Genomic DNA, 25,784 nt, shown 5'->3' on the forward strand with positions numbered 1-25,784 from the left:
CTAAGGCATTAATAAGCCGAGTCGTTTTCACCAGTTAATATCTGTGAGTTCTTGTTTTTTAAAGAATTTTTATATTCTGTTAATAATTTATAACTTGAAGTTAAATTTTTATCATTCTTTTTATAATTAATTATTAAAGCTTCTAAATCTAAGAAAGGATTAATTAATTTATCAATTTTTGTAATAATAGTTTTTCTTTGATCACGTTCGTTTGAAACCAAGTTTTTAATTTTGTTGCTGCTTGAAGAGTTTTTGGTTCATCTTTTGAAATATTTTAATGGAGCGATTACATAGTGGTCATCATTAACTGAAATTTCTTCAGTATAAACATAGTCTTCAGCCATAATACTTGGCATATTTCCAAGATGATTCTTTTCAAGATTATATCTAACCGAAGGGTTAACAGGATGCTTCATAACTTTTTCTACTGTTCCATGTTCTACTTCCTTATTATTTACAAACATGTAAACATAATCGAAGTATTTTGGAGTAATTGTTTTCTTTTCATCGGTTATGAAAACAAAACCAATATTATTCATAATTGTTAATTCGTTGCAAACCCGGATGATTTCAAGTTTTAAGTTAATATCTTTTTGTAAAATATCATCTTCAACAATTACTAATGAAGGTCTTTTAACTAATTTTGAAATAAAGCCCATTTTTACCTTATTAATATAAGGTACTTGTTCAAATGGCTTAACAAGATTGTTAAGCGGAATAGATGACTTATTGAAAATATCAATAAATGAAGCAAAAAGATAATATTTAATTATTTTGTCTTTTTTAGAAATTTGTCTATTTAAGATTAAAGCTTTAAGACCATAAATTTCCTTCATGGTGTTTGATAAAGAATCATTAATTAATTTCAAAGTTTTAATAATTTGATAACTATTATTTAATTCAGGAATAACTTGTATTTTCTTCTTACCAATTTTACATTTTTTAAAAATAGACATTGAAATCAAATAATTCATTTTTTTAGAAATTGAACTATTAACATCCATAATTTTCTTAAAATCTGGAAGCACTCTTTTATCTTTTTGAATTGTATTAAGGAAAGCATTTTTGGTGTTTTCTTGTCTTCATTCAAATTCGTTTTTAATTCTTTGAATTTTTATTTCAAGATCATTAATTGTTTTTGAAAAGTTAATATTATCTTTAACTTTATAAAGTTTCTTCTTAATATCTTTAATGTTGTTAATGTTATATGCTATGTTTTCTTTAACACTTTCAGCATTTTTGTTTGAACTCGAAATATAGTTATCAATATTAAAGTCAAAGTTTTCATTAATTTCTTTATCAATTTTAGCAATTGAGAAGTTTTTGTGAGCCACACTAATTGAACTTAAGTTATTATTAATGAAAAGTTTAAGTTCGAAATCTAAGTTAGTTGTTAAGTCATTTATTTCTTGTTGGCTTAAATATTGCATATATTTTTTGTTATATCTTAAGAACTTATATATGTATTTTTCTAAACGAGCTTTTTTGATTAAAAATTGATATTGATTAGTAACTTTTTCAAAGAAGTTTGCTCTACATAAGTCTGTTTTATAGGCATTTCTGTATTTATAGATTAAATACTTCATGTTTTCGCGAGCATTATTTTTCATTTGTTGAAGTAAGTTATTAAGTATCTTAATTCCGTTTAAATTATCTCTGAGAATTAATTCTTTTTTAACGTTGATCATTGTTGGATTTTTAATTTTTTTCATGAATTCATATTGCTTTTCAAGTGAAGATAATTCATAAGAATCAAAGAAACTAATATTTTCTTTATTTGATTTATAAAGGATTGAAAACTTTTTAGTAAAGCTAGCATAAATATCAAAAGTCTTGCGCAAGATATTTATTACAAATTCTTCAAGTTCATCTTTAGTTTCATTAATTAATTTTAAAAACTCTGGATAATTATTATTAATTAATTGTTCTTCACAATTTTTAATTAATGAACCAAATAACTTATCAAACTTTTGAAATTCATCTAATAGAGCAATTTCATTTTCTTTAATTAATTTAAAGATAATGCCTTTTAATGTGTAATTATATTTTTCTATCACACTTTGAAAATCACGAATAATAGCATCACTAACATTGAATTTATCTTTAATTTTTTGAAATTGTAAATATAAAGGTAATGCAATTTCATCTTTTTTAATTGAACTAATTTCAAAGAATTCAATATTATTAAGCACTTTTTTATTTCTTAAAAACTTGTATTTTTTATTAATTGATGTACCGCTAGCTAAAAGTTGATATTTATTATTTTGTAATATTTTTCAAAAGTTACCATTAAAAAATGATTGCTTATCATCATTTATTAAAAAACCTACTCTTTCTCTTTTTGCTACTTTAATATTATCAATGTCGATCGTTGCTTCATTGTTAATACCTTCGCAATAACAGTCATTAATATTTAACACAGGTTTTTTGTTATCTAAATTGTCTCTACTCATATTAATAATATTTTAACATTAATACGATTTTTATAATAAAGCTTATGCTTTATATTATAATTATTGTGCATTTCGGGGGTGTAATGGTTTCGACATGCATTGAGTTTTATTATGGTTAGTGGTCCGCAAACCTTAAGGCGTCTAGGCTTTATACTCGCAAAAGACGAAAAAGCAGAAGTTCAAACAGAACTCCCAGCATTTGCTTACGCAGGTGCACAATCAAATCTTGCCTTCGCTTAGTTATAGCAGCAAGTGGCTTATTTAGACTTTCTCATCTATTTAAGTTGGTTTCGAGAATTACTCTATGACAAAGCCGATAAATAGAGGACATTCAGGCTTAGTAGTGTAAAAGTTTTTGTTAGTTTTCTAATTGCATTACTTATTTAAAAATTAACTAAACTATAAAAAGCCATAATAAAGTTTGGTGTGTGGACTCGGGTTCGACTCCCGACATCTCCACCATATGTTTAAATACACCATAAGAAAAGGAGCACGCGCTCTTTTTTCTTTTTTGCCTTTTTTAAAGGTATATTAGTCTTTTTGCATTTTTATATTTTTTATAAAATTAGATTTTTAAAATTAAAATTTATGTTCTATCGATATTGTCTTTTCTTCTCTAAAAATATCTTGAAAAAGGTTATAATATTTTATATATTCATAAAGGAGGACTATGAAAAAATCACCTAAACCAAAAATCGCTGGTACAATTGTACTTTTAGTTTTAATCACTTTAATTTTTATTCCAGCGCTTGCACTACTTGCTAAAGATTCAAACTATCTTTCTGATAAAGTTAAAAACATAGAAGGATTTTCTCTTAAGTTTATGACAGGTTTTCTTGGTATTTTTATTCTGTTTGCAGCAAACAATAAACTTGGCATTCCAGCTTCAGATTATTACCCTGAATTTTTTAAAGAAGTATATGAAAGCAGTGAAACAGTCGGTACAAAAGCCACTATAACATTTGGTATGATTTGCTTTATAATTCTAGTGATTTGTTTTATAGTATTTTTTATAAACATGTTCATTATAGCAGTTAGACAATTTTCATCACAAAAAGTAATGCAAATTATTATTGGTGTTCTTTTATTATTGGTATCACTCAGTGCGTCGGCTATATTAGCATTGTATATTTGTGCTGTTCCTGTTTGAATGAACGGCTGATTCAACAACGACAAAACACTCAATTTTATGGGATACGCTCCTGTTGTAATTGTTTCGCTTATGGCTGCTGTACTTATTTTAGGAATTCTTGCTTTAGTATTCCCTGCTCAAAAACCAAAAGAAGAACAAAAAGCTATGGATTAATTCATTGTACATATATTGAGTACAAAAAAAGTTTAATAATAAACTATTTGTTCCTAATCATAAATTTACACATAAAAATTAAGATATATCTATATAAGGTATATCTTTTTAATTAGTTTTAATAAAACATTGAAATAAAGAAAAACGCAAATCCTTTTGACTAATAATCAAAACACATTGCGTTTTAAATCATATTTAAAGAAGTAATTTGATTTATTTTTTATCAATATATTTAGTATAAAATGATCGAATAATTTGCCTTCTAACATTTTGGATTTCAGTACATTTATTAGTTCATAATTGTTGAGCTTCAATGATTTTATTTTTTAATTCCTCATAAGTCATATTTTTACAATTTAGTTTTTTTATAGGGTTATTTGTTAAAAAGTCCATGTATTCTTTTAAAGGTTGTTCCTTATCTTTAACATGTTCTTGGATTAATTGATAGCATTCTTCTAAACTATATTTATCTTTGTTGGAATATGGATTATTTTTAAAAAAGAGTTTCATGACACTGTAAAGATTACGATATTCCTTAAGATGAATTGATGCTCTATAATCTCCTAATTCTTTTTTCAATTTTTGTTTAACAACTTTATAATCTGCAAGAAAAGTTTGAAATTCATTTATATGATCGTAAATAAAAGAGGCTTTGATAACATCATATTTTGAATATTCTGAAAGTTCATTTTTTAATGTACCTTCTTCTAAATTTTTTGAGTACTTATAATAATCTCTAACTGAACGAGCATTTATTTTACGATGATGATAAATATAGAAATAGCCATATTCTGCTGCTGTAAAACCATTTTGCTGCCTTCATGAATTTTTATCATATAAATTTTTGCTTTTTAAAAAGTTAACTTTAGTTTGAAAAAATGATTTGTCGAAAGAAGAATGATCAAATAACTTATCAAGTGAAATAAGTTCATCGTGACTATATACGTTTTTAACTTTAATTAAATTTTTGGTTTCATCAAAAGATTCAAAAAAATGATTTTCTAGTTCAGGATTTCAACCATAAAATTGAATATTATTATTAATTTCTTTTCATGACTTTGCTCCAATTTTATTTTTTATATAGCGAAAAATATCTTTCAAAATCATTCTTCCTAAATGTAAAGGATTATTAATTCAACTAATTTGAGGAATATAAAAATGTTTAGTTCATCCACCTGTACCTTCTTTAGTTTTGAAAGCAATTGAATAGCAAAAAAATAGTTCAGAGTCCTTAGCTTTGCCTAAACCGAGATATGTTTTAAATGGATTTGAAACTGCTTCAAAATCAATTATTACAGGTATTTTCATATTAATAATTATATATGCGTCTAGTATTCATCAAAAATGTTTTTTAGAAAAAATATGAAATATTTTTCAATAATTATTTCATTTATAAGTGTGCTTTAATTGTTTCTAATTATTTAGTCGCATTTTGAGTATAAAATGTCAAAAAGCACTATAAATAAAGGATAAACATAAAAGCTAGATTTATGAACTTTTACTTATAAGTAAAAAACTTAAAGAATTAGTAAATTTAAAATAAATTACTAACCCATTTTTAAGAGCACATTTTAATAAATCTATTATTTTAGTTTATAACTTAATATATAATAATATTTAATATGAATATAGATTTTACTAAGAAACCAATTATTATCTTCGCAGGACCAAGTGGTGTTGGAAAAGGAACTATTGAAAAGTTTTTATTTAGTGACGAGGAATTAAGATTACAACTATCATGCTCAGCAACAACTAGAAAGCCTAGAGTTGGTGAAATTGATGGCGTACATTATTTCTTTATAAATAAGGAAGACTTTTTAGAAAAAATTAAAGAAAATAAATTTTTAGAATATAGTTTTCACTTTGACAATTACTATGGTACCTTATACGAAGAAATAGATCGCATTCATGCGATGAATAGAATTCCATTTTTAGAAATAGAAACTAATGGTGCAAAACAAATTTTAGAAAAAGAAGCTAAAAAACATGATTATCAATTAATCACGTTGTTTATTTTGCCTCCAACTATTAAAGATTTGCAAGAACGCATTATCAAACGTAATACAGAAAATGAGGAAGCTATTCAAAAACGCTTAATAAAAGCTATTCAAGAATTAAAAGAAAAAGACTTATTTAAATATCATATCGTCAATGACGATCCAGAACGTGCAGCACGCGAAATAAAAGAAATTATAATTAATGAAATCGAGAAAAAATAATGGATTTTGGAAAAACATCAGATGTAGGTAGAGTTAGATTAGAAAATCAAGATGCATTAGCAATTTTTGCTAATGATGATTTTGTTTTCTTGCTCTTATGCGATGGTATGGGCGGTCACTATGGAGGTGGAATTGCTTCAAGCACTACAATCAGTACTTTTGATAAAGAATTTAAAAAGAGTTTCCCTAAACATAGCCAACCTTTAGATGTAAAACCTTATATAGAATGATTTAAAAACACTATTTTACTAGCAAAAAATGAAATGACAAGACTTAGTGACCGTGATGAAGCTAAACTAGATATGGGAACTACAGTTACAGGAGCTTTAATCAATCATAAAGAAAATTACATTATAGTTTTCAATATTGGTGATTCAAGAACTTATGCTTTAACAACATCCGGTGAGTTGATTCAAGTAACTACTGACCATAATTACTTAAATCAATTAATTGCACAAGGAGTTCCAGAATTAGAAGCTAGGAAACATCGCAACCAAGCAGCTTTAACAAGTGCTTTAGGTCCTGATAAAAAATTGAAGATAGCAGTTACAACGATTATGCCTAATGATTATAAAAGCGTCTATTCTCTAATAGTAACTAGTGATGGCGTACACGATTTTATAGATAAACCAGAAATGGAACAAAGATTAAGACAAGCGAAAAGTGCTCAAAAACTAACTGAAGAACTTGTTTTATGCGCTTTGGATAATCACTCAACCGATAATTCAAGTTGTGGAATTGTTGTTTTAGATAACGAACCATTGTGGAGGTAAAAATGAACATGAAACCAACGAGTAAAGTTTTTAAAAAGTACCGTGTTGTAAGATGTGTTGGCTCAGGTGGATTTTCAAAAGTTTATCAAGTTGAATTATTAAAAGATAATTCACCTATAAAAACTTATTATGCTCTTAAATATTTTGAACCAGGTGAACATGCTGGTGAAAAAGAAAGCTCACTTAAAAGATTCAAACAAGAAATTGACATTATGAAGCGTATTAATTCCAAATTTTATCCAAAATATATCGATTCATATTTTGGTGAAGATGAACAATACTTAGTAATGGAATTTGTTGAAGGAACAAACTTAAGAGATCAAATTAAAAGAGACGGAAAAATTTTACCTCGTGATGCGGTTAATTATTTAATGCAAATTTGTGAAGCGGTACATGAATTGCATGTTAATAAAATCATTCACCGTGATATTAAAAGTAACAATATCATTATCACAAAAGATAGAAATATTAAATTGCTTGACTTTGGTTTATCTTTAGCTCCTGATAGCCAAAGATTTACTCAAACAGCCAAAATTGTTGGTTCAGTTTATTACATGGCACCTGAATTATGTGTTTCAAATAATGAGCCAAATGAAAGAACTGATATTTATTCATTAGGTATTTTGCTTTATGAACTCTTAGTTGGTGAATACCCAATTCAAGGTAATAATGTAAACGACACAATTAAAAAACAAAAACATTCACAAATGCCTCGTTTGACTGAATACATTAATGCTCCACAAGCTTTAGAAAATGTAATTATTAAAGCAACTGCTAAAGATCCATATAAGCGTTATAGTTCAGCTTGAGCTATGCGTGAAGACTTAAGAACGGTTTTCACAAATAAAAGAGTTTATGAAAAGCCGCTTAATGTGAGAAGAATTAAACCTAAGAAAACAGCTTCTGAAATTGTTAATAGTAAGCAATTTTTGATTGCTATGATTGTAGTTATTGTTGCAATTATTGCTATCGCAATTGGACTTGTTTTTGGTTTAATGAGAGGTTAAGTTGGAAGGTAAAATATATTCAATTAATGCTGGTAAATATTATATTTGCGACAAAGCAGATAAAATGCATATTTTGCCAGCTGCTGGTGTTTTAAGACACAACAAAATTAAACCTTTAGTTGGTGATAATGTTATATTTGATGAAAATAAACATATTAGTGAAATATTGCCTCGCAAGAATTCTTTAATAAGACCTAAGGTTGCTAATATTGATTATGTCATTATTGTAATGTCAATTAAAGAACCAAATTTTTCAACTTATTTAGTTGATAAATATATGGCTTTTATTGAAGCCAATAACTTAACTCCAATCTTGTTTCTATCTAAATGTGATTTAGATCCTAATGAAGCAAATGAATATAAAAAGCAGTATGAAAAATTAGGCTATGAAGTTTATGAAATATCCTATAAAACAGATGAATGAGTAAAAAATATAGCACCAGTTTTTGCTAACAAAACTAATGTTTTAATGGGTCAAAGTGGTGTTGGAAAAACTACTATCGTAAACAAAATAACTAATAGTGATTACGAGACGCAAAGCATTTCTAAAAATGCTAATCGTGGTAAGCATACCACTAGAATTGTACAAATTGTTAAGGCGCTTAATGGTGAATTAATTGATACGCCAGGCTTTTCAAGTTTAGATATTCATTTTACTAAAAGTGAAATTTCTAGGTCATATAAACAATTTGCTGAACTAGCTAAATTATGTAAATTCAAAACTTGTTTGCATTGTAATGAACATGAAGATTTTTGCAATGTGAAATTAGCAATAAAAAATAATTTGATACCTGAATTTAGATATTTAAATTATTTAAAAATTTTAAAGGAGATTAAAGATGAATAAATATGTAACACCCTCATTATTAAACGTCGAAAAAGATGAAAGGTTAAACATGGCTAATACTTTAATTGATGAAGGTATTAAATGAATTCATTATGATGTTATGGATGGTGAATTTGTGCCTAATACAGCTATTGAATATGCTGAAATTGAAAACATTAAAAATAATGGTAAAAAACACTTAAAAGATGCTCATTTAATGATCGAAAATCCACTTGAAGTTATCGCTGAATATGCAAAAATAGTTGATTTTGTAACATTCCACTATGAAGCTGAAACTCATAACAAAATTAAACAATTTTTAAAGAAAAATCAACATGATTTTAAATTAGGTTTAGCAATTAAACCTGCTACTCCAGTTAGTGAAATTGAAGATTTATTACCATATTTATCATTAGTTTTAGTTATGTCAGTTGAACCAGGCAAAGGTGGTCAAAAATTTATGCCTATTGCTTTAGACAAAATTAAAGAACTTAAAAGATTAAGAGATTTAAACCAATATGAATACTTAATTCAAGTTGATGGTGGAATTAATAATGAAACTGGTCCATTATGCTTTAAAGCAGGCGCTGATGCTTGTGTAGCTGGAACTTTTTTAGTTAAAAATCCTACTAAAGAAACCATTAATTCTATTTTAGGAAAATAATAAAATAAATTTTGTGAACTGAACTTCAAAAATAACGATTTTTTTAAATCAAATTAATTATTGGAAAAACATTAAAATTCTTCTTTTTTAAAAGAAAAAAACTATAATCATCTTGGGTAGATTATAGTTTTAAAATTTTAAAATCTTTGCGTTTAAATGACGTCGAGATTTTTTGATTCTATTTCTAAAAGTCATTTATGGAAAAACTCTAGAATTTCATCGTTTTGAACAACAATATTCTTTAATGTTTCATCATCTGGATCAAACTTAATTAAAGCTTCTTTAAGCTTAAAAACTCCTGAGTTTCCAAGTTGGAGCTCTTTTTTATTACTTTTTTCAGTGTTATTTATATATAAATAAAAAAAGTTATTTTTTTACATAATTACATTGTAATTTGTGGTATAATAAAGATATGAAAAAAGACAAATGACTATTAATTTCAAGAAAAAATAAGAACTCTACTTACTTATCTTTAGCACTTTCAGGAGGATTTGGCAAAGGTTATAAGAAATCTATCGGTATCGGTACAGTTGAAAAATGAGAAAAATATTGTTCTGATCCAGTAGAAAAAATTAAAAAACTATCTCAAAACTACAATACTGATTGAGATAGAAATATGATAATTAGACAATTAGAGTTAGATATAAGCAAGGTTAAAATTGAAACAAAACAGTTCAATTATGGATATGATTTGTTATACAGTTTCTTAGAAAAATTAAATCCTTTTAAAGATGCTAAAGTATCAAAATCCAAGTATTTAAATGATTTATTAAAATATATGATTTCAAATAGAATTGTAAATCCGGGTAGCATGCTTTCATCCTTTAAAAATAAAGACAAATTCAATATAAATTTAGAAGTTGAAAAGACGACATTTTATAATACTTTAGACTATTTAGCTGAAAATAAAAATAACATTTTAAAGAGTGTTAACGATACATTGATCAAAGATAAAAATAGAAAAATAGATATTATTTGATACGACTCTTCAACGGTATATTTTGAAAGTTTTGTAAGAGAAGGATTGAGATATCCAGGTTATTCTAAAGAGGGAAAATTCAAAGAAGATTCAAATTTTTTAGGTTTAGCAACAGATGAAAACGGCATTCCAATTCACTATAAATTATTCAAAGGGAACACTGCTGATGCATCAACATTTATTAATTTTATTTTCAATATAAAATCACAATATGAATTAAACAAAGTAACACTCATTGCTGATAGAGGAATGAGTACAAATAGAAACATAAGATTCTTAGAAGATAACGATATTGATTACATTTTATCTTATAGATTAAAAGCGGCTTCAAATGACCGAAAGACCTTTGCAATAGATGAATCCGGCTATTTTGGAGACAATAATTTTAAATATAAAGAAACTACTTTTTATTCGTTTTGAAAGAATAGAAGAGCAAACGGACACAAGAGAAGATTGGTAGTAACATATAGTAAAAAAAGAGCATTAAAAGATAAAAATGATAGACAAATTTTAATCGATAATTTTATTAAAAGACAAGATAAAGACGGACTAGTTCATGATCAAGTAATGTTCGGTCAAAAGAAGTTTAAATTCTTCGAAAAAGTTGGTGGTAAAGGTTATTACAAACTTAACTATGACAAAATTATCGAAGATGAAAAGTTTGACGGATATTATGCTTATGAAACCTCTAGATTTGATTTATCACCTGAAGAAATTGTGAATTTATATTCAAAACAATGACAAATAGAATCAAACTTTAGAGCTTTAAAAAGTGCTTTAGCTGTAAGACCTATTTATGTATGAAGTGAAAAGCATATTGAAGGTCATTTCGTACTTTGCTTCTTATCTCTTGTTTTATTAAATTTTGTTATTTATTATTTAAACAAAGGTTTGAAAGAACTCGGTGTTGTAGATGAAAAAATCACAATCAAAAAATTACAAGATGTAATAAAAGAAACAATCAAAACATGCAAGATTATTGATGGAAAAATTGAAAGTGAAGAATATATTATTAACGACAACAATAATCAAGCAATTCAAGATTATCAAACATATTTAAGAATTTTAAATGAATTAAAATTTTAAATTATTAAAAACAGCTCATCAAACAGATGAGTTGTTAAAAATTACATTGTAAAAGTTGGAAACTCGGGAAAATAACGATTTTTTTAAATCAAATTAATTATTGGAAAAACATTAAAATTCTTCTTTTTTAAAAGAAAAAAACTATAATCATCTTGGGTAGATTATAGTTTTAAAATTTTAAAATCTTTGCGTTTAAATGACGTCGAGATTTTTTGATTCTATTTCTAAAAGTCATTTATGGAAAAACTCTAGAATTTCATCGTTTTGAACAACAATATTCTTTAATGTTTCATCATCTGGATCAAACTTAATTAAAGCTTCTTTAAGCTTAAAAACTAAGTCATCAAGCATTCTATAAAAAGAATAGCCTCTTTTAGATCATTGATATATTTCTTTCGAATATGACTGACTAGAATCAAATTTAAAGTGAATACAAAATTGCTGAAAATCATTTAGCTCCTTGTCTTTTAAAATTTCAGTTTTGTATTCTTTTTGGTTTATTAAGAAACATAAACTTCCATCACTTTTAATAATAAATGCAGCATCGTCATCAGGCGAAATAAATTGCCTTTTGTTTTCTTCATTAACAGCAACATAAAACTTATTTTGAAATTGTACAGTTGATGCGTATATCTTTCTTTTTATTGTTAAGTAGACACTACATTGACTTTCATCCATTTTAGAAAATATATTTTTCTTGTGCTCATAATCTTTTTTATTTCTTTTATTATAAGCTTGAATGATTTCTTCTTTATTGTGAATAAAATCTTCAAATGTTTTTATTTTCTTTAAATGTAAATATGGAGGTAAGAATTGTTGTAGAGAATTATTTGCTCTTTCAACATGAGGTTTAAAAATGGCAATACTAGAGCTTTGGAGTTCTATACCTTTTGAATTTAAATACTGTTTTAAAGGCGTATCCGAATAATCAGTACCTCAAAAAGTTCTTCTTTTATCAGTTCTAATTATTTTTGGTTTACCATAATTTCTAAATAAATCTTCCAATAATTTCATATAGCCTAGATTAGTCTCTTCTTGTTCAATATGTACTGCTAAAACTCTTGAAGTTGATGAATCTACAGCTACATAAATATGAGATTTTTCGCCATTCATTTAACGATGTTCACAAGCATCAAGTTCAACTATTTCACCAAAATCAAGGTTATTATCTCTACATTTTCTTGCTTTAAACATTGTCGTTTCCATAGTTTCATTATATTTAATTAATCTTTTTATTGCTATTACATCTCCATTATTTTCTTTAAGTTTTCTTAAATTTTCTCTTGCTTTTTTCTTTGTTTTCTTGGTCATATTTTTTGAATAAAAACCCTTAGCAACCAGATTCTTTATGAATGATTTATAAGTCATATTGTTCTTGTCAAAATCTTTTAAGCAATAATCATAAAAAAATATTAATGAAACAGAACAATCGCATTTTCAATTATATACATCATCAATAAAAGTGAGATATTCATTAATCAACTCATCAATCCTATTAGTGCTAATTTTTCTATGGTGTTGATTACCTTTATTTTTATGAGAAATAATTAAGCAATTGTTTAACACTTTATCTCTAAGTTTCTTTGCTGTATGCCAATTAATTTGCAAATATTTACTAATTCAAGTGATGGATTTATTCATATTTTTTGCTATAAATTCTAATCTGTACTCATTTCTAAGTTCATAATTCAGAACAATTTATTTTTTCAATTTTTTTCATAGCATAAATAAAGATACCAAAAAGTTAAAAATTCGTTATTTTTGAAGTTATTATAAGTATCGTATTTTTGAAGTTCACTTCACACATTAATTCTATTTTAGGAAAATAATAAAATAAATTTCATATTCTTATATACTTTATCTATATATTTAATATGGAGGATTTATGAAGGAAACAGTTTATGCATTTATAGCATATAGTATCTTCTTATTACCTTTATTTATTGCTTTCTTTTATGGATTTAATATCCCTGAATTGATCAATAAATCTAAAGTAAGTAGAACGTATTTTCTTGAAAATAAAATTCGTGTAAAGCAAAGCTTTTTCAGAATGATTGTTAAAAAGATTTTTAATGTTCAAATTACCTTTTTAACATTCCTAATAGTTTTATTTGCTTTATTTATAACTAGCTTATTTTTCTCAATTAATATTATTTTAGATTCTAATGCTAACTATAATGACAAAATGTTTTGTATCATTACAACCTTCTTTGCTTTATTAGTTCCAGGTAGTTTATATATCTATGGTATTTTAATAACTAATAAAGTTAAAAAAGGTTTGCAACAATGAATGGTTGAAAATGCTACATTTCACCATTATACTTGTAAAACAGATAAATTAGACAAAAGCAACTACTTTACCAAAAAGACAAAACTTATTTTCTTTGATCCTGAATCAAATAACAAAGGTATGGAATTTAATAACAAAAGATTACTTAGGGCTATAGATAAAAAAGCTAAGAATTTGCCTGAAATTATGTATTACTCAATTATCTTAGCTTATGATACAACTACACTAAATAATCTTTTCTATACTTATGATGATTTATATAGTGAATATATAGAATTTTCAAAAGCACACAATATTGAAATTATTAAGGAGGACTAATGCTTTACGCAGCCGCTGCTACTAGTACAACACCACAAACTCCAACTCCTGACAATTCAGCTCAAGGTGGAATGATTGTTACATTTTTATTGTTTTTCATAGCAATCATAATTATCGACATTATTTTAGGTTTTATGTTACCTGAAGGTAAACACGCAATTTACAAGTCAAACTTTGTTTCAAAATATTACATTAGAAATAAATATAAAGTTGAAGATACAGTTTTTGATATCTTAGGCGATAACTTAAAATCATATTTAATTTTATCAACTGTAGTGAACTTACTTTTAGTTGCCTTTTTCACAGTTGGAGTTTGTCTCTCAATTAAGTCATATGATATGTGACTAACTGATAAGAAAAATTATTTATTTGTTTATTGAATTATTTTTGAATCAATCGTTGGTTTAGAATGCATTATGACCTTCATCCACTGAGTTTTAGCTATTTCAGGAATTGAAAGAGCTAAAATTTGAAAAAGAAGAAATGATGAATTTGAATTTTATGTACCTAAAGAAGTTACAGATTTAGGACCAGATATTTTCAAAACCGAAAGAACATTTGTAATATATAAAAGACTTAAACCAATTAATAAAAATCTTAAACCTTTAAAGAGTATTAAATGAAAATTTGCTAATACTAAATTAACAAAAGAATTTACAGCAACCACAATGCCAAACCCAGCAATTTTATATTACTGAACAGTTCAAGATTATGATGATTTAATGCTCGATTATAAACTTGAAATCACATATGACCAAGCATTAGCACAATATAATAAATTGCTTACTCAAATTAAAAAATAAGAAAATTTTGATGCTTAATAAGGCATCATTTTTTTGTGCTTTAATTATGGCTGCTATTTGAATTATTAACCTATTAAACAGCGCAATAAATAAAACATAAGACTGTTACATCTTATGCTTTAATGATAATTAGATTATTATTTTTTCTTGCTTTCTAATTCAAGTTTTAAAGCCACACTTCTAGCTGCTTCTCAAACAATTTCGCTAAATGTTGGGTGTGGGTGAATTGTGTAAGTTAATTCTTTAACTGATACTTCTTGTTCCATAGCTAAAATGATTTCAGCGATGTAATCAGTAGCATTTGGACCAATAATATAAGCACCTAAGATTTGACCATATTCTCTATCAACGATTAATTTAATAAAGCCATCTGTTTGTTTTGCAGCAATAGCTTTTCCTAAATAAGCAAATGCATATTTTGAAGTGAAGCAATTGTGTCCTTTAGCTTTAGCTTGTTCTTCTGTAAGACCAACAAATGCAATTTCAGGTGTTGTGTAAATACATGCTGGGACTGGTTTTGTTTTCTTATATACAATATTTTCATGGTTTAAAATATCTGCAACTGCTACAAGTGCATGACCATAAGCCACGTGTGCTAATAAGTTTTGACCTGTAACATCACCAATAGCATAAACATTCTTAATATTGGTTCTCATGTGTTCATCTACAATAACACCATTTCATTGATCAAATTTAAGGTTGATATTTTGAATATCTTCAGTAGCAGGTGTTCTACCAACTGCAACTAAGTAAAGATCTGCTTTAATTTTGTTTTCTTTACCATCTTTAAGGTAAGTTAAGCCTTCTTTTTCATTATATTTAGTGGTTGAAGCATCGTAAATAATTTCTACACCAAGTTTTGCTAAGTGTTTTGATAATTCTGTTGATACATCTTTATCTACACCAGATAATATTTGGTTATCTTTTTGTAAAATTGTAATTTTGGTACCAGCTGTAGCATAAACTTGAGCAAATTCTACACCGATAACTCCAGCGCCAATGATTACCATTGATTTTGGAAGTTTCTTGTCATAGTTAATTGCTTCACGAGAAGTAATGATTTTTCCTTTTTTGAATCCTTCTTCAAAACCTTCAATACTTTTAAGTTTACGTGAGTGGCTACCAGTAGCTATAATCATGTTTTTACATGTGTATACTTTGCCATTAACTTTAATTGTGTGAGCGTTAAGAAATTCTGCTTTACCTTCTTCAATTTTGCATTTTGAACTAAGCATTAATGTTCTTACGCTACCTGAAATTTGTTCAACAACTTTAGCTTTTCTTTCATGCATTTTAATTCATGTTTTATTTTTATCTAATTTAAGATCGCTAAAGTTTCCAACAAGACCATATTCACTAGCGTGCAATACATCTTCAATAATTTCAGTTGATTTAAGCATTGCTTTAGTTGGAATACATCCAATATTTAAGCAAACACCACCTCAGAATTCTTTTTCAACGATTAAAGTTTTTAATCCTGATTTACCAGCTTCTTCAGCAGCCAAGTATCCACCAGGACCACTACCTACAACAATAGCGTCAAATTCGTCATCAATTTTTACATTTGAAAGTGGTTTATCTTCATCAACAAATGATGTTCCATTTGATGATTTTAGAACTTCTTGTTTTGGTGTTTCTGGTTGTTTTGTAGAGCTATTAGCAAAATTAAGATTAATTAAATCGCTTGAGTTTGGAGCATCTCCAACAAGGCATTTTTCTTCTTCTTTTTTAACTGAACTAGCAGCGCTAGCACTTGGGGCGTTGGCTGTTGTAATGATAAATATTTCATCACCAACATGAATAACTTTACCTTTTTCAAGTTTAATTTCTTTAATTTTTCCACTAACTGGGCCAGGAATATCTGAAGCTACTTTATCAGTTTCAACACTGAAAAGAGAATCACCTTCTTTAACTTCATCATTTACTTTTACATAAACATCGCCTACAGTTCCTTCGTGTAAACCTTCACCGATATCTGCAAATTTAAATGAATAGTCAACTAATCCACCAGCATTTGGTTTTTCTTTAGTTTCAGGTTTTGCACTGCTTTCACTAGCTGAATCTCCTGAACCATCATCAATATCAATAACGTTATCACCTACATGGATAACATCACCTTTTTTAATTCTAACTGTTTTAACAACTCCACTAACTGGGCTAGGAATATCTGAAGCTACTTTATCAGTTTCAACACTGAAAAGTGAATCGCCTTCATTAATTTTCATGCCTTCTTTTACAAAAACATCACCAACTGTTCCTTCGTGAAGTCCTTCACCAATATCTGCAAATTTAAATTTATACATATTAATAAACTCCTAACAATTCTGGATTTTCTAATAATTCTTTGATTTTTGTTGCAAATCTTCCAATTTCTGCACCATCAATTCAACGGTGGTCAGCAGCAACTGTTAAGTACATAACTTTACCTGGAACAACTTGGTTATTTTTTACAACTGGTTCGTCAATGATTGCTCCGACACCACCAATTGCTAATTCTGGGTAGTTAATTACAGGTACACCTCATAATGATCCGACTGAACCATAGTTAGTGATTGTAAAACCTGCTCCTTTTGTTTCATTTGGTTTTAATGTTTTTGTTCTAGCGGCATTAGCTAGTCTTGTAACTTCTTTAGCAATTTCAACAATGCTTAATTTATCAGCATTATTAATTACAGCAGTCATTAAACCAGCTTCAGTATCAATAGCAATTCCAATGTTAGCTACACCGGGGTAGTCTAAAGTTTGGCTCGCTTCATTATATTTAGCACTAAATTTTGGATAGCTATTAAGTGCTACTGCACTAGCTTTAATAATATAAGGTAAGAATGTGATTTTTACATTTTCATTTTTAAGAATGATGTCTTTTATTTTGCTTCTTGATTCTCATAAAGTACTCATATCGATTTTATGAACTAAATTTGTATAAGCAACATTGTCTCATGAGTTAGTCATTGCTTTCGCAATAGCTTTTCTAATTGGAGTAATTGCTTCGCTATGAGCTTCATTATTTACAACTGGAGCTGCCACTTGACTAGGAGCACTAGTCGCTGCTTGATTTGGTTGATAGTTTTTAATATCTTCAATTAAAATACGTCCATCGATACCAGTACCTTTAACAAGATTAATATCGATACCCATTTTCGCAGCCATCGCTCTAGCGATTGGTGTTGATTTAATACTCATTATCCCTCCTAAAATTTAAATGACATTACTTCAGTAATTTTGTCAAGTACTTTTTTATCGTTAATGCATTGTCATGCTTCACCTTTTGCAAGAGGCACTGTTACGTCATAACCTGTGCAACGTGTCATAGGTGCTTTTAAGTATTCAAAAGCTTTTTCATTTACTCTCGCCATAATTTCAGATGAGACAGAGAATGATTTAACAGCTTCATGAACTACTAATAATCTACCAGTTTTCTTAACACTTTCAATAATTGTTTTAGTATCCATTGGTTTAATTGTACGTAAGTCAATTAACTCAATTGAAACATTTGGATTTGCCGATTCATATTGTTTTATAGCACTAATTGAATCAAACACTTGTGCTCCATAAGTTACTAATGTTAAGTCTTTTCCTTCTTTAACGATGTTAGCTTTACCAATTTCTACTGTGTAAGCTTCAGCTGGAATTTCTTGTTTACCAGCACGGTAAATTTTCTTGTTTTCTAAGAAAATAACAGGGTCTGGATCATTAATTGCAGCTAGCAATAAACCTTTAGCATCATATGGGAAAGCAGGCATAACTACTTTAACTCCAGGCACATGAGCATAAATAGCTTCGATAGCTTCTGAGTGGTGTTCCATAGCTTTAATACCACCACCCATAGGCATTCTTAATACCATAGGTACCGTGAAACGACCTCTAGTTCTATTTCTTCAACGAGCAGCATGTGTAAATACTTGTTGCATAGCTGGATATGAGAAACCTTGGAATTGAATTTCAGCAACAGGTCTTAAACCAGCTAATGCTGCACCAACTGCTGAACCAGCAATTGCTGCTTCACTAATAGGAGCATCTCAAGCACGGTGTTTACCATATTTCTTTTGTAAGCCTTCGGTAGCACGGAATACACCACCTTCAACCCCAGCATCTTGACCATATGATACAACACGACTATCTGCACCCATAGCTAAGTCTAAAGCGTTATTAATAGCTTGAATGTTATTAACTGTAATTTTTTCAGACATTAGTTGCCTCCTTTAACTGATGATCAGTGTTTGATAGCTTCTGCTTTTTGTTCTTTTAAGTCATCATCGAGTTCAGCATATGTGTAATCAAAAATATCTTCAAGTTTTGTATTAATTGTTTTTAATGATTCTTCATATGTTGCTTTAACAGTAGCTAATGAGTCTTCTCAAAGTTTTTTAATTTGTGCATCAGTAATTAATTTTCTATCTTTAAGATAGTTTTCAATTCTGTGCATTGGTTCTCATTTTTCGTGTTCTTTTTCTTCTGCTTCGGTTCTATATAATCTAGGGTTATCACTAGTTGTATGAGGACCTTGTCTTCAAGTTACAAACTCAACAATAACTGGTTTGCTTTCTTTTCTAGCATATTCAATTGCTTCTTTAACAGCTTCATAAGATGCTAATAAGTCGTTACCATCTACTCTAATACCAGCACAACCGAAAGCATGTGCTTTAGCAGCAATTGTTTTACTAATCGTTTCTTCTGAATTAGGTGTTGAAATAGCTCATTGGTTATTATTTACACAAAAGACAGCAGGTCAACCTTGTACGGCAGCCATGTTAACACCTTCTGAGAATTCACCTTCAGTAGTACCACCATTACCAATAAATGAAACGGCAACACCACCTGTTTTTTGTTCTTTTAATGCGTATGCTACACCAGCGCATTGACTAATTTGAGTTGCAATAACAATATTAACTGGAACAACATTTACATCTTTAGGGAAGTGATTACCTCATTCTTGTCCATTTCAGTATTGGAATAAATTAATCATAGGTACACCTAAGCGTAACATTAAAGCATTTGATCTAAATGCAGGCAAGAATCAATCTTTCTTTTGCAAAGCCATAGCAGTTGCAATTTGTAAAGCTTCTTCACCTAAGTTAGGAGGGAATGTTAACATTCTACCTTGTCTTTGAAGTTGAAGCATATATGTATCTTGTTGTCTTGATAATACCATTCATTTATATGCATCAAGTATTTCTTCATTCGTTAATGAAGATTTTTGTTTAGGATCAATAAGTTTTCCATCGATGTCATAGAATCTAATTAATTCTTTTGGATCATCCATGATCTTATCGACATTAACATATTTGTACTTCATATTACCCCTTTATTTTTATATGCGTTTAATACATAGTTAAAAATAGTCATACGACTATAATTAAATTTTATACTTATACTAATTATTAATATTTATATTGATTAAAAACGAGCAAAAAGTGGTAATTTTCCATATTTTGTTTTTAATACTTTTTGCTAGAAAAAAATATATTTTAAGCAATATTTAAAAAATAATTCTCCAGTATAAATATTTTGTTTGACTAATTAAACTATAAAATAGGTTAATTAATAAAAAATCCGGTTATAAATTTTCCGTGCTAATCATTTTCAAAAATATAGTTTTAATTTATAATTAAAAACGAGTATTTTATTAAGATATATCTAATACCCCTTGACAATCAAAAAGAATAAGATTGTCCCGATGTCCAAAAGGAGAAAAATGAGTAAATACGAAATTATGTTAATCGTTGATCCAGCTATCGATAGCATTATGGCTACTGAATTAGTTGAATCAGTGTTTGGCAAGAAAAATGTTTCTAAAGCTGAAAAGTTAGAACAAACAACTCTTGCTTACCCAATTAACAAATCTAAAAAAGCACAATACATGCTTTACTTAGTAGAAGCTGAAAGATCACTTATTGCTGAATTTATCCGTAAAAGCAACATAACTAAATTTATTTGAAGACATTTAGTTATTAACTTAGATACTGAAAAAGGTTTTGGTAAAAAACCTCGTAAAAATGTTGTTGCTAAAGAAACTAGAATTAAAACAGCTAACACTAAAAAATTAGTTGATTCAATTAATAAAGTTTCAAAAACAAAGTCTGAAAAACCTGCTAAAAAAGTTACAAAAGCTAAAGAAGAAAAACCAGCTGAATAATACTTGGAGTTAATATGAACAAAGTTATAATTTCTGGAAAAATAGTTTCTGAATTGGAACTTAAAACAACTTCATCAAAAAATCCACATGTAAGATTTTCAATCTTATCTCGTGAGTATGGTTATAAAAATGAATTCTTCAATGTTATTGCTTGAGATAATAATGCTAATTTCATTACCAATTATTTATCAAAAGGCTCATACATTGTTATTGAAGGTCGTTTAGCAAATAACCTTTATGAAAAAAATGGAATCAAAGTAAAGAATCTTGAAATTATTGTAACTCGTGTTGAATCACTTAATGATAATAATTCAACTAGTGGCGAAACTCAAAGTACTAAAGTAACTAATTCATATTCTAAAAATCAATCAATTAGCGAAGATACTGCTTATACAGATTATCCACTCGATAAAATTGAAATTGATGATTAATATTAAAGGAGCAAATAATGGCTAATTTAAAAAACAAAAAAGTTAAAACTTTCAGACGTAGATGTGAACTTTGTGAAGCACAAATGGATTATGTAGATTACAAAAACGTTAGCTTCCTTGAAAGATACATCGCAGGTACAGGTAAAATCAAACCTCATTCAGCAACAGGAACATGTGCAAAACACCAAAGAAAAGTTGCTAACGCAATTAAAAGAGCACGTTTCATGGCTTTAATGCCTTACATGAAAGATCGTGTACGTGTTATGGCTGCACCTAAAAAAGAAGCTTCTAAAAAAGAAGAAAAATAATTTATAGTGATCACGAATAAAGGCTTATCATAAGTCTTTATTTTTTTTATTTTGTTTTCATATTTAAGGCAAAAGTATGCTTTTTTGCTTAAAAAATATCAAAAAATTAACTTTTTACATTTATTTTAAATAACTTTCTTTTATAATAGGAAATCATAAACAAAAATGTTAAAGGAGACTTGATATGAAAAAGATTTATTTAGCAGGCGGATGTTTTTGAGGTGTTGAAGCATTTTTTAAGAAGCTACCAGGTGTTGTTAAAACTACAGTAGGTTATGCTAATGGTATCTCAACAGAAGCAACATATAAAAATTTAAAAAATACAGATCATGCTGAAACAGTTGAAATTGAATATGATGAAAATAGAATCAATTTAGCCGAATTATTAGAACGCTTTTTATATTTAATAGATCCTTATTCTATTAATAAACAAGGCGAAGATGAAGGCAGACAATATCGCACAGGTATTTACTATTTAGATGATTATAGTAAAAACTGTGCTAATTTAACAATTAAATATTTTGAAAAAGCTCACAATAATAAAAAAGTTTCAGTGGAAGTTTTACCACTGAAACACTTTATTGATGCTGAAGATTATCACCAAGATTATTTAGATAAAAATCCTAATGGTTATTGTCATATTAATTTACAAACAGCTTATGATCCGATTTGAAAATTTGATAAATTATCAAAAGAAGAAATTGAAAAATTAAATTTATCAAAAGCAGATTATGACATTTTAATTAATAAAGATACTGAAATGCCTTTCACTTCTGAGCTTTTAAATCAAAATGAAGATGGCTTATATGTAGATAAAATTAGCAAGCAACCTTTATTTATTTCAGATGATAAATTTGATGCTGGATGCGGATGACCAAGCTTTAGCAAACCAATTATTTCTAGTACATTAATGTATCAAGATGATTATTCAATTAAGAATCGTAAAAGAGTTGAAGTTTTATCAAATGGTCAAGAAAGTCACCTAGGTCATGTCTTCAATGATGGTCCTCAAAATATGGGTGGTTTAAGGTATTGCATCAATGGAGCTTCTTTAACGTTTATTCCTTTAAAACAGTTAAATAATACAATTTACGAAAGATTTATTCCTTATTTTAAAGCATCATGCAAAGATGTTAAATAATGTTTAAAACATATTAAAAATAAAAAGATTAGCATCAATTTACGGTGCTAATTTTCATTTCAAAATAGTTTGAAGAATAATAATTCCTGAGTTTCCAAGTTGGAGCTCTTTTTTATTACTTTTTTCAGTGTTATTTATATACAAATAAAAAAAGTTATTTTTTTACATAATTACATTGTAATTTGTGGTATAATAAAGATATGAAAAAAGACAAATGACTATTAATTTCAAGAAAAAATAAGAACTCTACTTACTTATCTTTAGCACTTTCAGGAGGATTTGGCAAAGGTTATAAGAAATCTATCGGTATCAGTACAGTTGAAAAATGAGAAAAATATTGTTCTGATCCAGTAGAAAAAATTAAAAAACTATCTCAAAACTACAATACTGATTGAGATAGAAATATGATAATTAGACAATTAGAGTTAGATATAAGCAAGGTTAAAATTGAAACAAAACAGTTCAATTATGGATATGATTTGTTATACAGTTTCTTAGAAAAATTAAATCCTTTTAAAGATGCTAAAGTATCAAAATCCAAGTATTTAAATGATTTATTAAAATATATGATTTCAAATAGAATTGTAAATCCGGGTAGCATGCTTTCATCCTTTAAAAATAAAGACAAATTCAATATAAATTTAGAAGTTGAAAAGACGACATTTTATAATACTTTAGACTATTTAGCTGAAAATAAAAATAACATTTTAAAGAGTGTTAACGATACATTGATCAAAGATAAAAATAGAAAAATAGATATTATTTGATACGACTCTTCAACGGTATATTTTGAAAGTTTTGTAAGAGAAGGATTGAGATATCCAGGTTATTCTAAAGATGGAAAATTCAAAGAAGATTCAAATTTTTTAGGTTTAGCAACAGATGAAAACGGCATTCCAATTCACTATAAATTATTCAAAGGGAACACTGCTGATGCATCAACATTTATTAATTTTATTTTGAATATAAAATCACAATATGAATTAAACAAAGTAACACTCATTGCTGATAGAGGAATGAGTACAAATAGAAACATAAGATTCTTAGAAGATAACGATATTGATTACATTTTATCTTATAGATTAAAAGCGGCTTCAAATGACCGAAAGACCTTTGCAATAGATGAATCCGGCTATTTTGGAGACAATAATTTTAAATATAAAGAAACTACTTTTTATTCGTTTTGAAAGAATAGAAGAGCAAACGGACACAAGAGAAGATTGGTAGTAACATATAGTAAAAAAAGAGCATTAAAAGATAAAAATGATAGACAAATTTTAATCGATAATTTTATTAAAAGACAAGATAAAGACGGACTAGTTCATGTTCAAGTAATGTTCGGTCAAAAGAAATTTAAATTCTTCGAAAAAGTTGGTGGTAAAGGTTATTACAAACTTAACTATGACAAAATTATCGAAGATGAAAAGTTTGACGGATATTATGCTTATGAAACCTCTAGATTTGATTTATCACCTGAAGAAATTGTGAATTTATATTCAAAACAATGACAAATAGAATCAAACTTTAGAGCTTTAAAAAGTGCTTTAGGTGTAAGACCTATTTATGTATGAAGTGAAAAGCATATTGAAGGTCATTTCGTACTTTGCTTCTTATCTCTTGTTTTATTAAATTTTGTTATTTATTATTTAAACAAAGGTTTGAAAGAACTCGGTGTTGTAGATGAAAAAATCACAATCAAAAAATTACAAGATGTAATAAAAGAAACAATCAAAACATGCAAGATTATTGACGGAAAAATTGAAAGTGAAGAATATATTATTAACGACAACAATAATCAAGCAATTCAAGATTATCAAACATATTTAAGAATTTTAAATGAATTAAAATTTTAAATTATTAAAAACAGCTCATCAAACAGATGAGTTGTTAAAAATTACATTGTAAAAGTTGGAAACTCGGGAAAATAAAAAGATTAGCATCAATTTACGGTGCTAATTTTCATTTCAAAATAGTTTGAAGAATAATAATTTAATTATAAAAAACGAAATAAAAAAACGCGGCGTCCTATTCTCCCATCTCTGGTACCTTCGGCGCTAAAGGGCTTAACTACTGAGTTCGGAATGGATTCAGGTGATCCCCTTTGCTATGGCCACTAAATATATATTACATTATTTTGAAAATAACGTAAATATTTTTTTCGGATTTTTTTATGTTTATAAATTCCAATTTTAAAAGTCCTAAAACTAGAATTTAATAATTTAATATTATTATTTATTAAAATAACACAAGTCAACTATAAGTAAGTAATGAATTAATAAAAGATCATTAAAGCTTATCGATACTATTAAGAGCTATTTCAAACATAAGAGAAAACTCTAATAATCTTTCATCACTAGTCATCGATGCCCCAGTTATTAAGTTTTCTGAAACACTTAATAATGCAGCGGCTTTTTTATTGCATCTTTTAGCAGTTGCAAAAAGAGCAAAGCATTCGTTATCGACTGTTTGGCATTTAGTAATTTTTATTGTTTCTTCTAATGGTCTAAGGCTATAGAATACATCAGTAGAATGACAAGAAACCTCCTTAAGACTTACATTCATATTATGAGCAGTTGCTTTTAATACGTCCATAGTTTTCTTATCAGGATATTCTTCATGTGTGCTTTCACCTGTCATTAATTCAACGAATCCTAAACCATCAGCGTAAGCTCTTTTTACTAAAACGGGTTGTTTTATATTTAGCTCTTTAACATATGAACCGGTTGAACCAACTCTGATGATAGTATCAACATCATATTCTGTAAATAATTCATATGCATAGATTCCCATTGAAGCACAACCCATGCCACTTGCTCCAATGGAAACCTTTTTGCCTTTATATTCGCCCGTAAAGAAATATACATTTCTTACATCTGAAACTAATTTAACATTTGTTAAAAATTTATTTGCCATGTATTTTGCCCGAAGTGGATCACCAGGCATTAAAACTATTTTAGCAATTTCGCCTTTTTGGCAACTAATATGTGGTGTTGGCATTAAAACTCCTTAATTATTATAAGTAATAAACATTGTTATTATAAATG

The 25,784-nt window shown here is 27.6% G+C and carries 23 protein-coding genes, 1 rRNA gene and 1 other RNA gene; 15 read left to right on the forward strand and 10 right to left on the reverse strand.

Annotation, left to right across the window (positions count from 1 at the left end; translation table 4 throughout):
- Window positions 1–8 precede the first annotated feature (8 nt).
- Complete coding sequence (locus ACJA22_RS01670; protein ID WP_406617402.1) at window positions 9–2,453, reverse strand: MAG1360 family OppF-related protein; 2,445 nt, start codon at window positions 2,451–2,453, stop codon at window positions 9–11.
- 74 nt (window positions 2,454–2,527) lie between these two features.
- On the opposite strand from ACJA22_RS01670, the gene ssrA reads away from it, so the two are divergent.
- Together ssrA and ACJA22_RS01680 are read left to right on the forward strand one after the other, a co-directional pair.
- Window positions 2,528–2,915, forward strand: a transfer-messenger RNA (tmRNA) gene (gene ssrA, locus ACJA22_RS01675).
- 208 nt (window positions 2,916–3,123) lie between these two features.
- Window positions 3,124–3,759, forward strand: coding sequence for a hypothetical protein (locus ACJA22_RS01680; RefSeq protein WP_406617403.1), 636 nt, complete (start codon window positions 3,124–3,126; stop codon window positions 3,757–3,759).
- 213 nt (window positions 3,760–3,972) lie between these two features.
- Here ACJA22_RS01680 and ACJA22_RS01685 read toward each other — a convergent pair whose 3' ends face one another.
- On the reverse strand, window positions 3,973–5,067 hold the full coding sequence (locus tag ACJA22_RS01685) for a hypothetical protein (protein WP_406617404.1): 1,095 nt from the start codon (window positions 5,065–5,067) through the stop codon (window positions 3,973–3,975).
- 314 nt (window positions 5,068–5,381) lie between these two features.
- Between ACJA22_RS01685 and gmk the strand changes: the two genes are divergently transcribed.
- The 6 genes from gmk to ACJA22_RS01715 all read left to right on the forward strand — a co-directional run bounded on the left by gmk (window position 5,382) and on the right by ACJA22_RS01715 (window position 11,313).
- The gene (gene gmk, locus ACJA22_RS01690) at window positions 5,382–5,978 is read left to right on the forward strand and encodes a guanylate kinase (RefSeq protein WP_406617405.1); all 597 of its coding nucleotides are present in this window, start codon (window positions 5,382–5,384) and stop codon (window positions 5,976–5,978) included.
- Entirely contained in the window at window positions 5,978–6,751 is a 774-nt protein-coding gene (locus ACJA22_RS01695) for a PP2C family protein-serine/threonine phosphatase (RefSeq protein ID WP_406617406.1), read from the forward strand. Before gmk ends, ACJA22_RS01695 begins: the two co-directional genes overlap by 1 nt.
- An 8-nt stretch (window positions 6,752–6,759) precedes the next feature.
- Window positions 6,760–7,758: a serine/threonine-protein kinase gene (locus ACJA22_RS01700; protein WP_406617407.1), complete on the forward strand. Its 999-nt coding sequence runs from the start codon at window positions 6,760–6,762 to the stop codon at window positions 7,756–7,758.
- A 1-nt stretch (window position 7,759) separates the two neighbouring features.
- Complete coding sequence (gene rsgA, locus ACJA22_RS01705) at window positions 7,760–8,605, forward strand: ribosome small subunit-dependent GTPase A (protein WP_406617408.1); 846 nt, start codon at window positions 7,760–7,762, stop codon at window positions 8,603–8,605.
- The gene (locus ACJA22_RS01710; protein ID WP_406617409.1) at window positions 8,598–9,248 is read left to right on the forward strand and encodes a ribulose-phosphate 3-epimerase; all 651 of its coding nucleotides are present in this window, start codon (window positions 8,598–8,600) and stop codon (window positions 9,246–9,248) included. Before rsgA ends, ACJA22_RS01710 begins: the two co-directional genes overlap by 8 nt.
- 412 nt (window positions 9,249–9,660) lie before the next feature.
- Window positions 9,661–11,313, forward strand: coding sequence for an IS1634 family transposase (locus ACJA22_RS01715; protein ID WP_406617410.1), 1,653 nt, complete (start codon window positions 9,661–9,663; stop codon window positions 11,311–11,313).
- 192 nt (window positions 11,314–11,505) lie between these two features.
- Here the strand turns inward: ACJA22_RS01715 and ACJA22_RS01720 are convergent, their stop codons facing one another.
- On the reverse strand, window positions 11,506–12,426 hold the full coding sequence (locus tag ACJA22_RS01720) for a hypothetical protein (RefSeq protein WP_406617411.1): 921 nt from the start codon (window positions 12,424–12,426) through the stop codon (window positions 11,506–11,508).
- The gene (locus tag ACJA22_RS01725; protein WP_406617412.1) at window positions 12,427–12,954 is read right to left on the reverse strand and encodes a hypothetical protein; all 528 of its coding nucleotides are present in this window, start codon (window positions 12,952–12,954) and stop codon (window positions 12,427–12,429) included.
- A 244-nt stretch (window positions 12,955–13,198) separates the two neighbouring features.
- On the opposite strand from ACJA22_RS01725, the gene ACJA22_RS01730 reads away from it, so the two are divergent.
- Entirely contained in the window at window positions 13,199–13,921 is a 723-nt protein-coding gene (locus ACJA22_RS01730) for an MAG0920 family protein (protein WP_406617413.1), read from the forward strand.
- Window positions 13,921–14,724, forward strand: coding sequence for an MAG0920 family protein (locus tag ACJA22_RS01735; RefSeq protein WP_406617414.1), 804 nt, complete (start codon window positions 13,921–13,923; stop codon window positions 14,722–14,724). Before ACJA22_RS01730 ends, ACJA22_RS01735 begins: the two co-directional genes overlap by 1 nt.
- A 137-nt stretch (window positions 14,725–14,861) precedes the next feature.
- Here the strand turns inward: ACJA22_RS01735 and lpdA are convergent, their stop codons facing one another.
- The 4 genes from lpdA to pdhA are packed head-to-tail and all read right to left on the reverse strand — an operon-like array spanning window position 14,862 to window position 20,020.
- Window positions 14,862–17,027: a dihydrolipoyl dehydrogenase gene (gene lpdA, locus ACJA22_RS01740; protein WP_406617415.1), complete on the reverse strand. Its 2,166-nt coding sequence runs from the start codon at window positions 17,025–17,027 to the stop codon at window positions 14,862–14,864.
- Window position 17,028: 1 nt separating this feature from the next.
- On the reverse strand, window positions 17,029–17,907 hold the full coding sequence (locus tag ACJA22_RS01745; RefSeq protein ID WP_406617416.1) for a 2-oxo acid dehydrogenase subunit E2: 879 nt from the start codon (window positions 17,905–17,907) through the stop codon (window positions 17,029–17,031).
- Between the two features lie 8 nt (window positions 17,908–17,915).
- On the reverse strand, window positions 17,916–18,914 hold the full coding sequence (locus ACJA22_RS01750) for an alpha-ketoacid dehydrogenase subunit beta (protein WP_406617417.1): 999 nt from the start codon (window positions 18,912–18,914) through the stop codon (window positions 17,916–17,918).
- Window positions 18,914–20,020, reverse strand: coding sequence for a pyruvate dehydrogenase (acetyl-transferring) E1 component subunit alpha (pdhA, locus tag ACJA22_RS01755; RefSeq protein WP_406617418.1), 1,107 nt, complete (start codon window positions 20,018–20,020; stop codon window positions 18,914–18,916). The genes ACJA22_RS01750 and pdhA overlap by 1 nt, the downstream gene beginning before the upstream one ends.
- Window positions 20,021–20,419: 399 nt before the next feature.
- Between pdhA and rpsF the strand changes: the two genes are divergently transcribed.
- From rpsF to ACJA22_RS01780, 5 genes are all read left to right on the forward strand, one after another.
- The gene (rpsF, locus tag ACJA22_RS01760) at window positions 20,420–20,860 is read left to right on the forward strand and encodes a 30S ribosomal protein S6 (RefSeq protein ID WP_406617419.1); all 441 of its coding nucleotides are present in this window, start codon (window positions 20,420–20,422) and stop codon (window positions 20,858–20,860) included.
- Window positions 20,861–20,874: 14 nt separating this feature from the next.
- A complete protein-coding gene (locus ACJA22_RS01765; RefSeq protein WP_406617420.1) occupies window positions 20,875–21,291 on the forward strand; it encodes a single-stranded DNA-binding protein in 417 nt (138 codons plus the stop codon).
- Window positions 21,292–21,308: 17 nt separating this feature from the next.
- Window positions 21,309–21,599 (forward strand): 30S ribosomal protein S18, encoded by a 291-nt coding sequence (gene rpsR, locus ACJA22_RS01770; RefSeq protein ID WP_406617421.1) that lies wholly within the window; start codon window positions 21,309–21,311, stop codon window positions 21,597–21,599.
- Between the two features lie 184 nt (window positions 21,600–21,783).
- Window positions 21,784–22,740: a peptide-methionine (S)-S-oxide reductase MsrA gene (msrA, locus tag ACJA22_RS01775; protein WP_406617422.1), complete on the forward strand. Its 957-nt coding sequence runs from the start codon at window positions 21,784–21,786 to the stop codon at window positions 22,738–22,740.
- Window positions 22,741–22,940: 200 nt separating this feature from the next.
- Entirely contained in the window at window positions 22,941–24,593 is a 1,653-nt protein-coding gene (locus ACJA22_RS01780) for an IS1634 family transposase (RefSeq protein ID WP_406617423.1), read from the forward strand.
- A gap of 159 nt (window positions 24,594–24,752) precedes the next feature.
- Here the strand turns inward: ACJA22_RS01780 and rrf are convergent.
- Window positions 24,753–24,858 (reverse strand): 5S ribosomal RNA (gene rrf, locus ACJA22_RS01785).
- A 168-nt stretch (window positions 24,859–25,026) separates the two neighbouring features.
- The gene (locus ACJA22_RS01790; protein WP_406617424.1) at window positions 25,027–25,737 is read right to left on the reverse strand and encodes a purine-nucleoside phosphorylase; all 711 of its coding nucleotides are present in this window, start codon (window positions 25,735–25,737) and stop codon (window positions 25,027–25,029) included.
- Window positions 25,738–25,784: the final 47 nt, after the last annotated feature.

The organism is Mycoplasmopsis adleri (genome assembly GCF_045276205.1).
In the GTDB taxonomy this organism is placed as follows: Bacteria; Bacillota_I; Bacilli_A; order Mycoplasmatales; family Metamycoplasmataceae; genus Mycoplasmopsis; species Mycoplasmopsis adleri.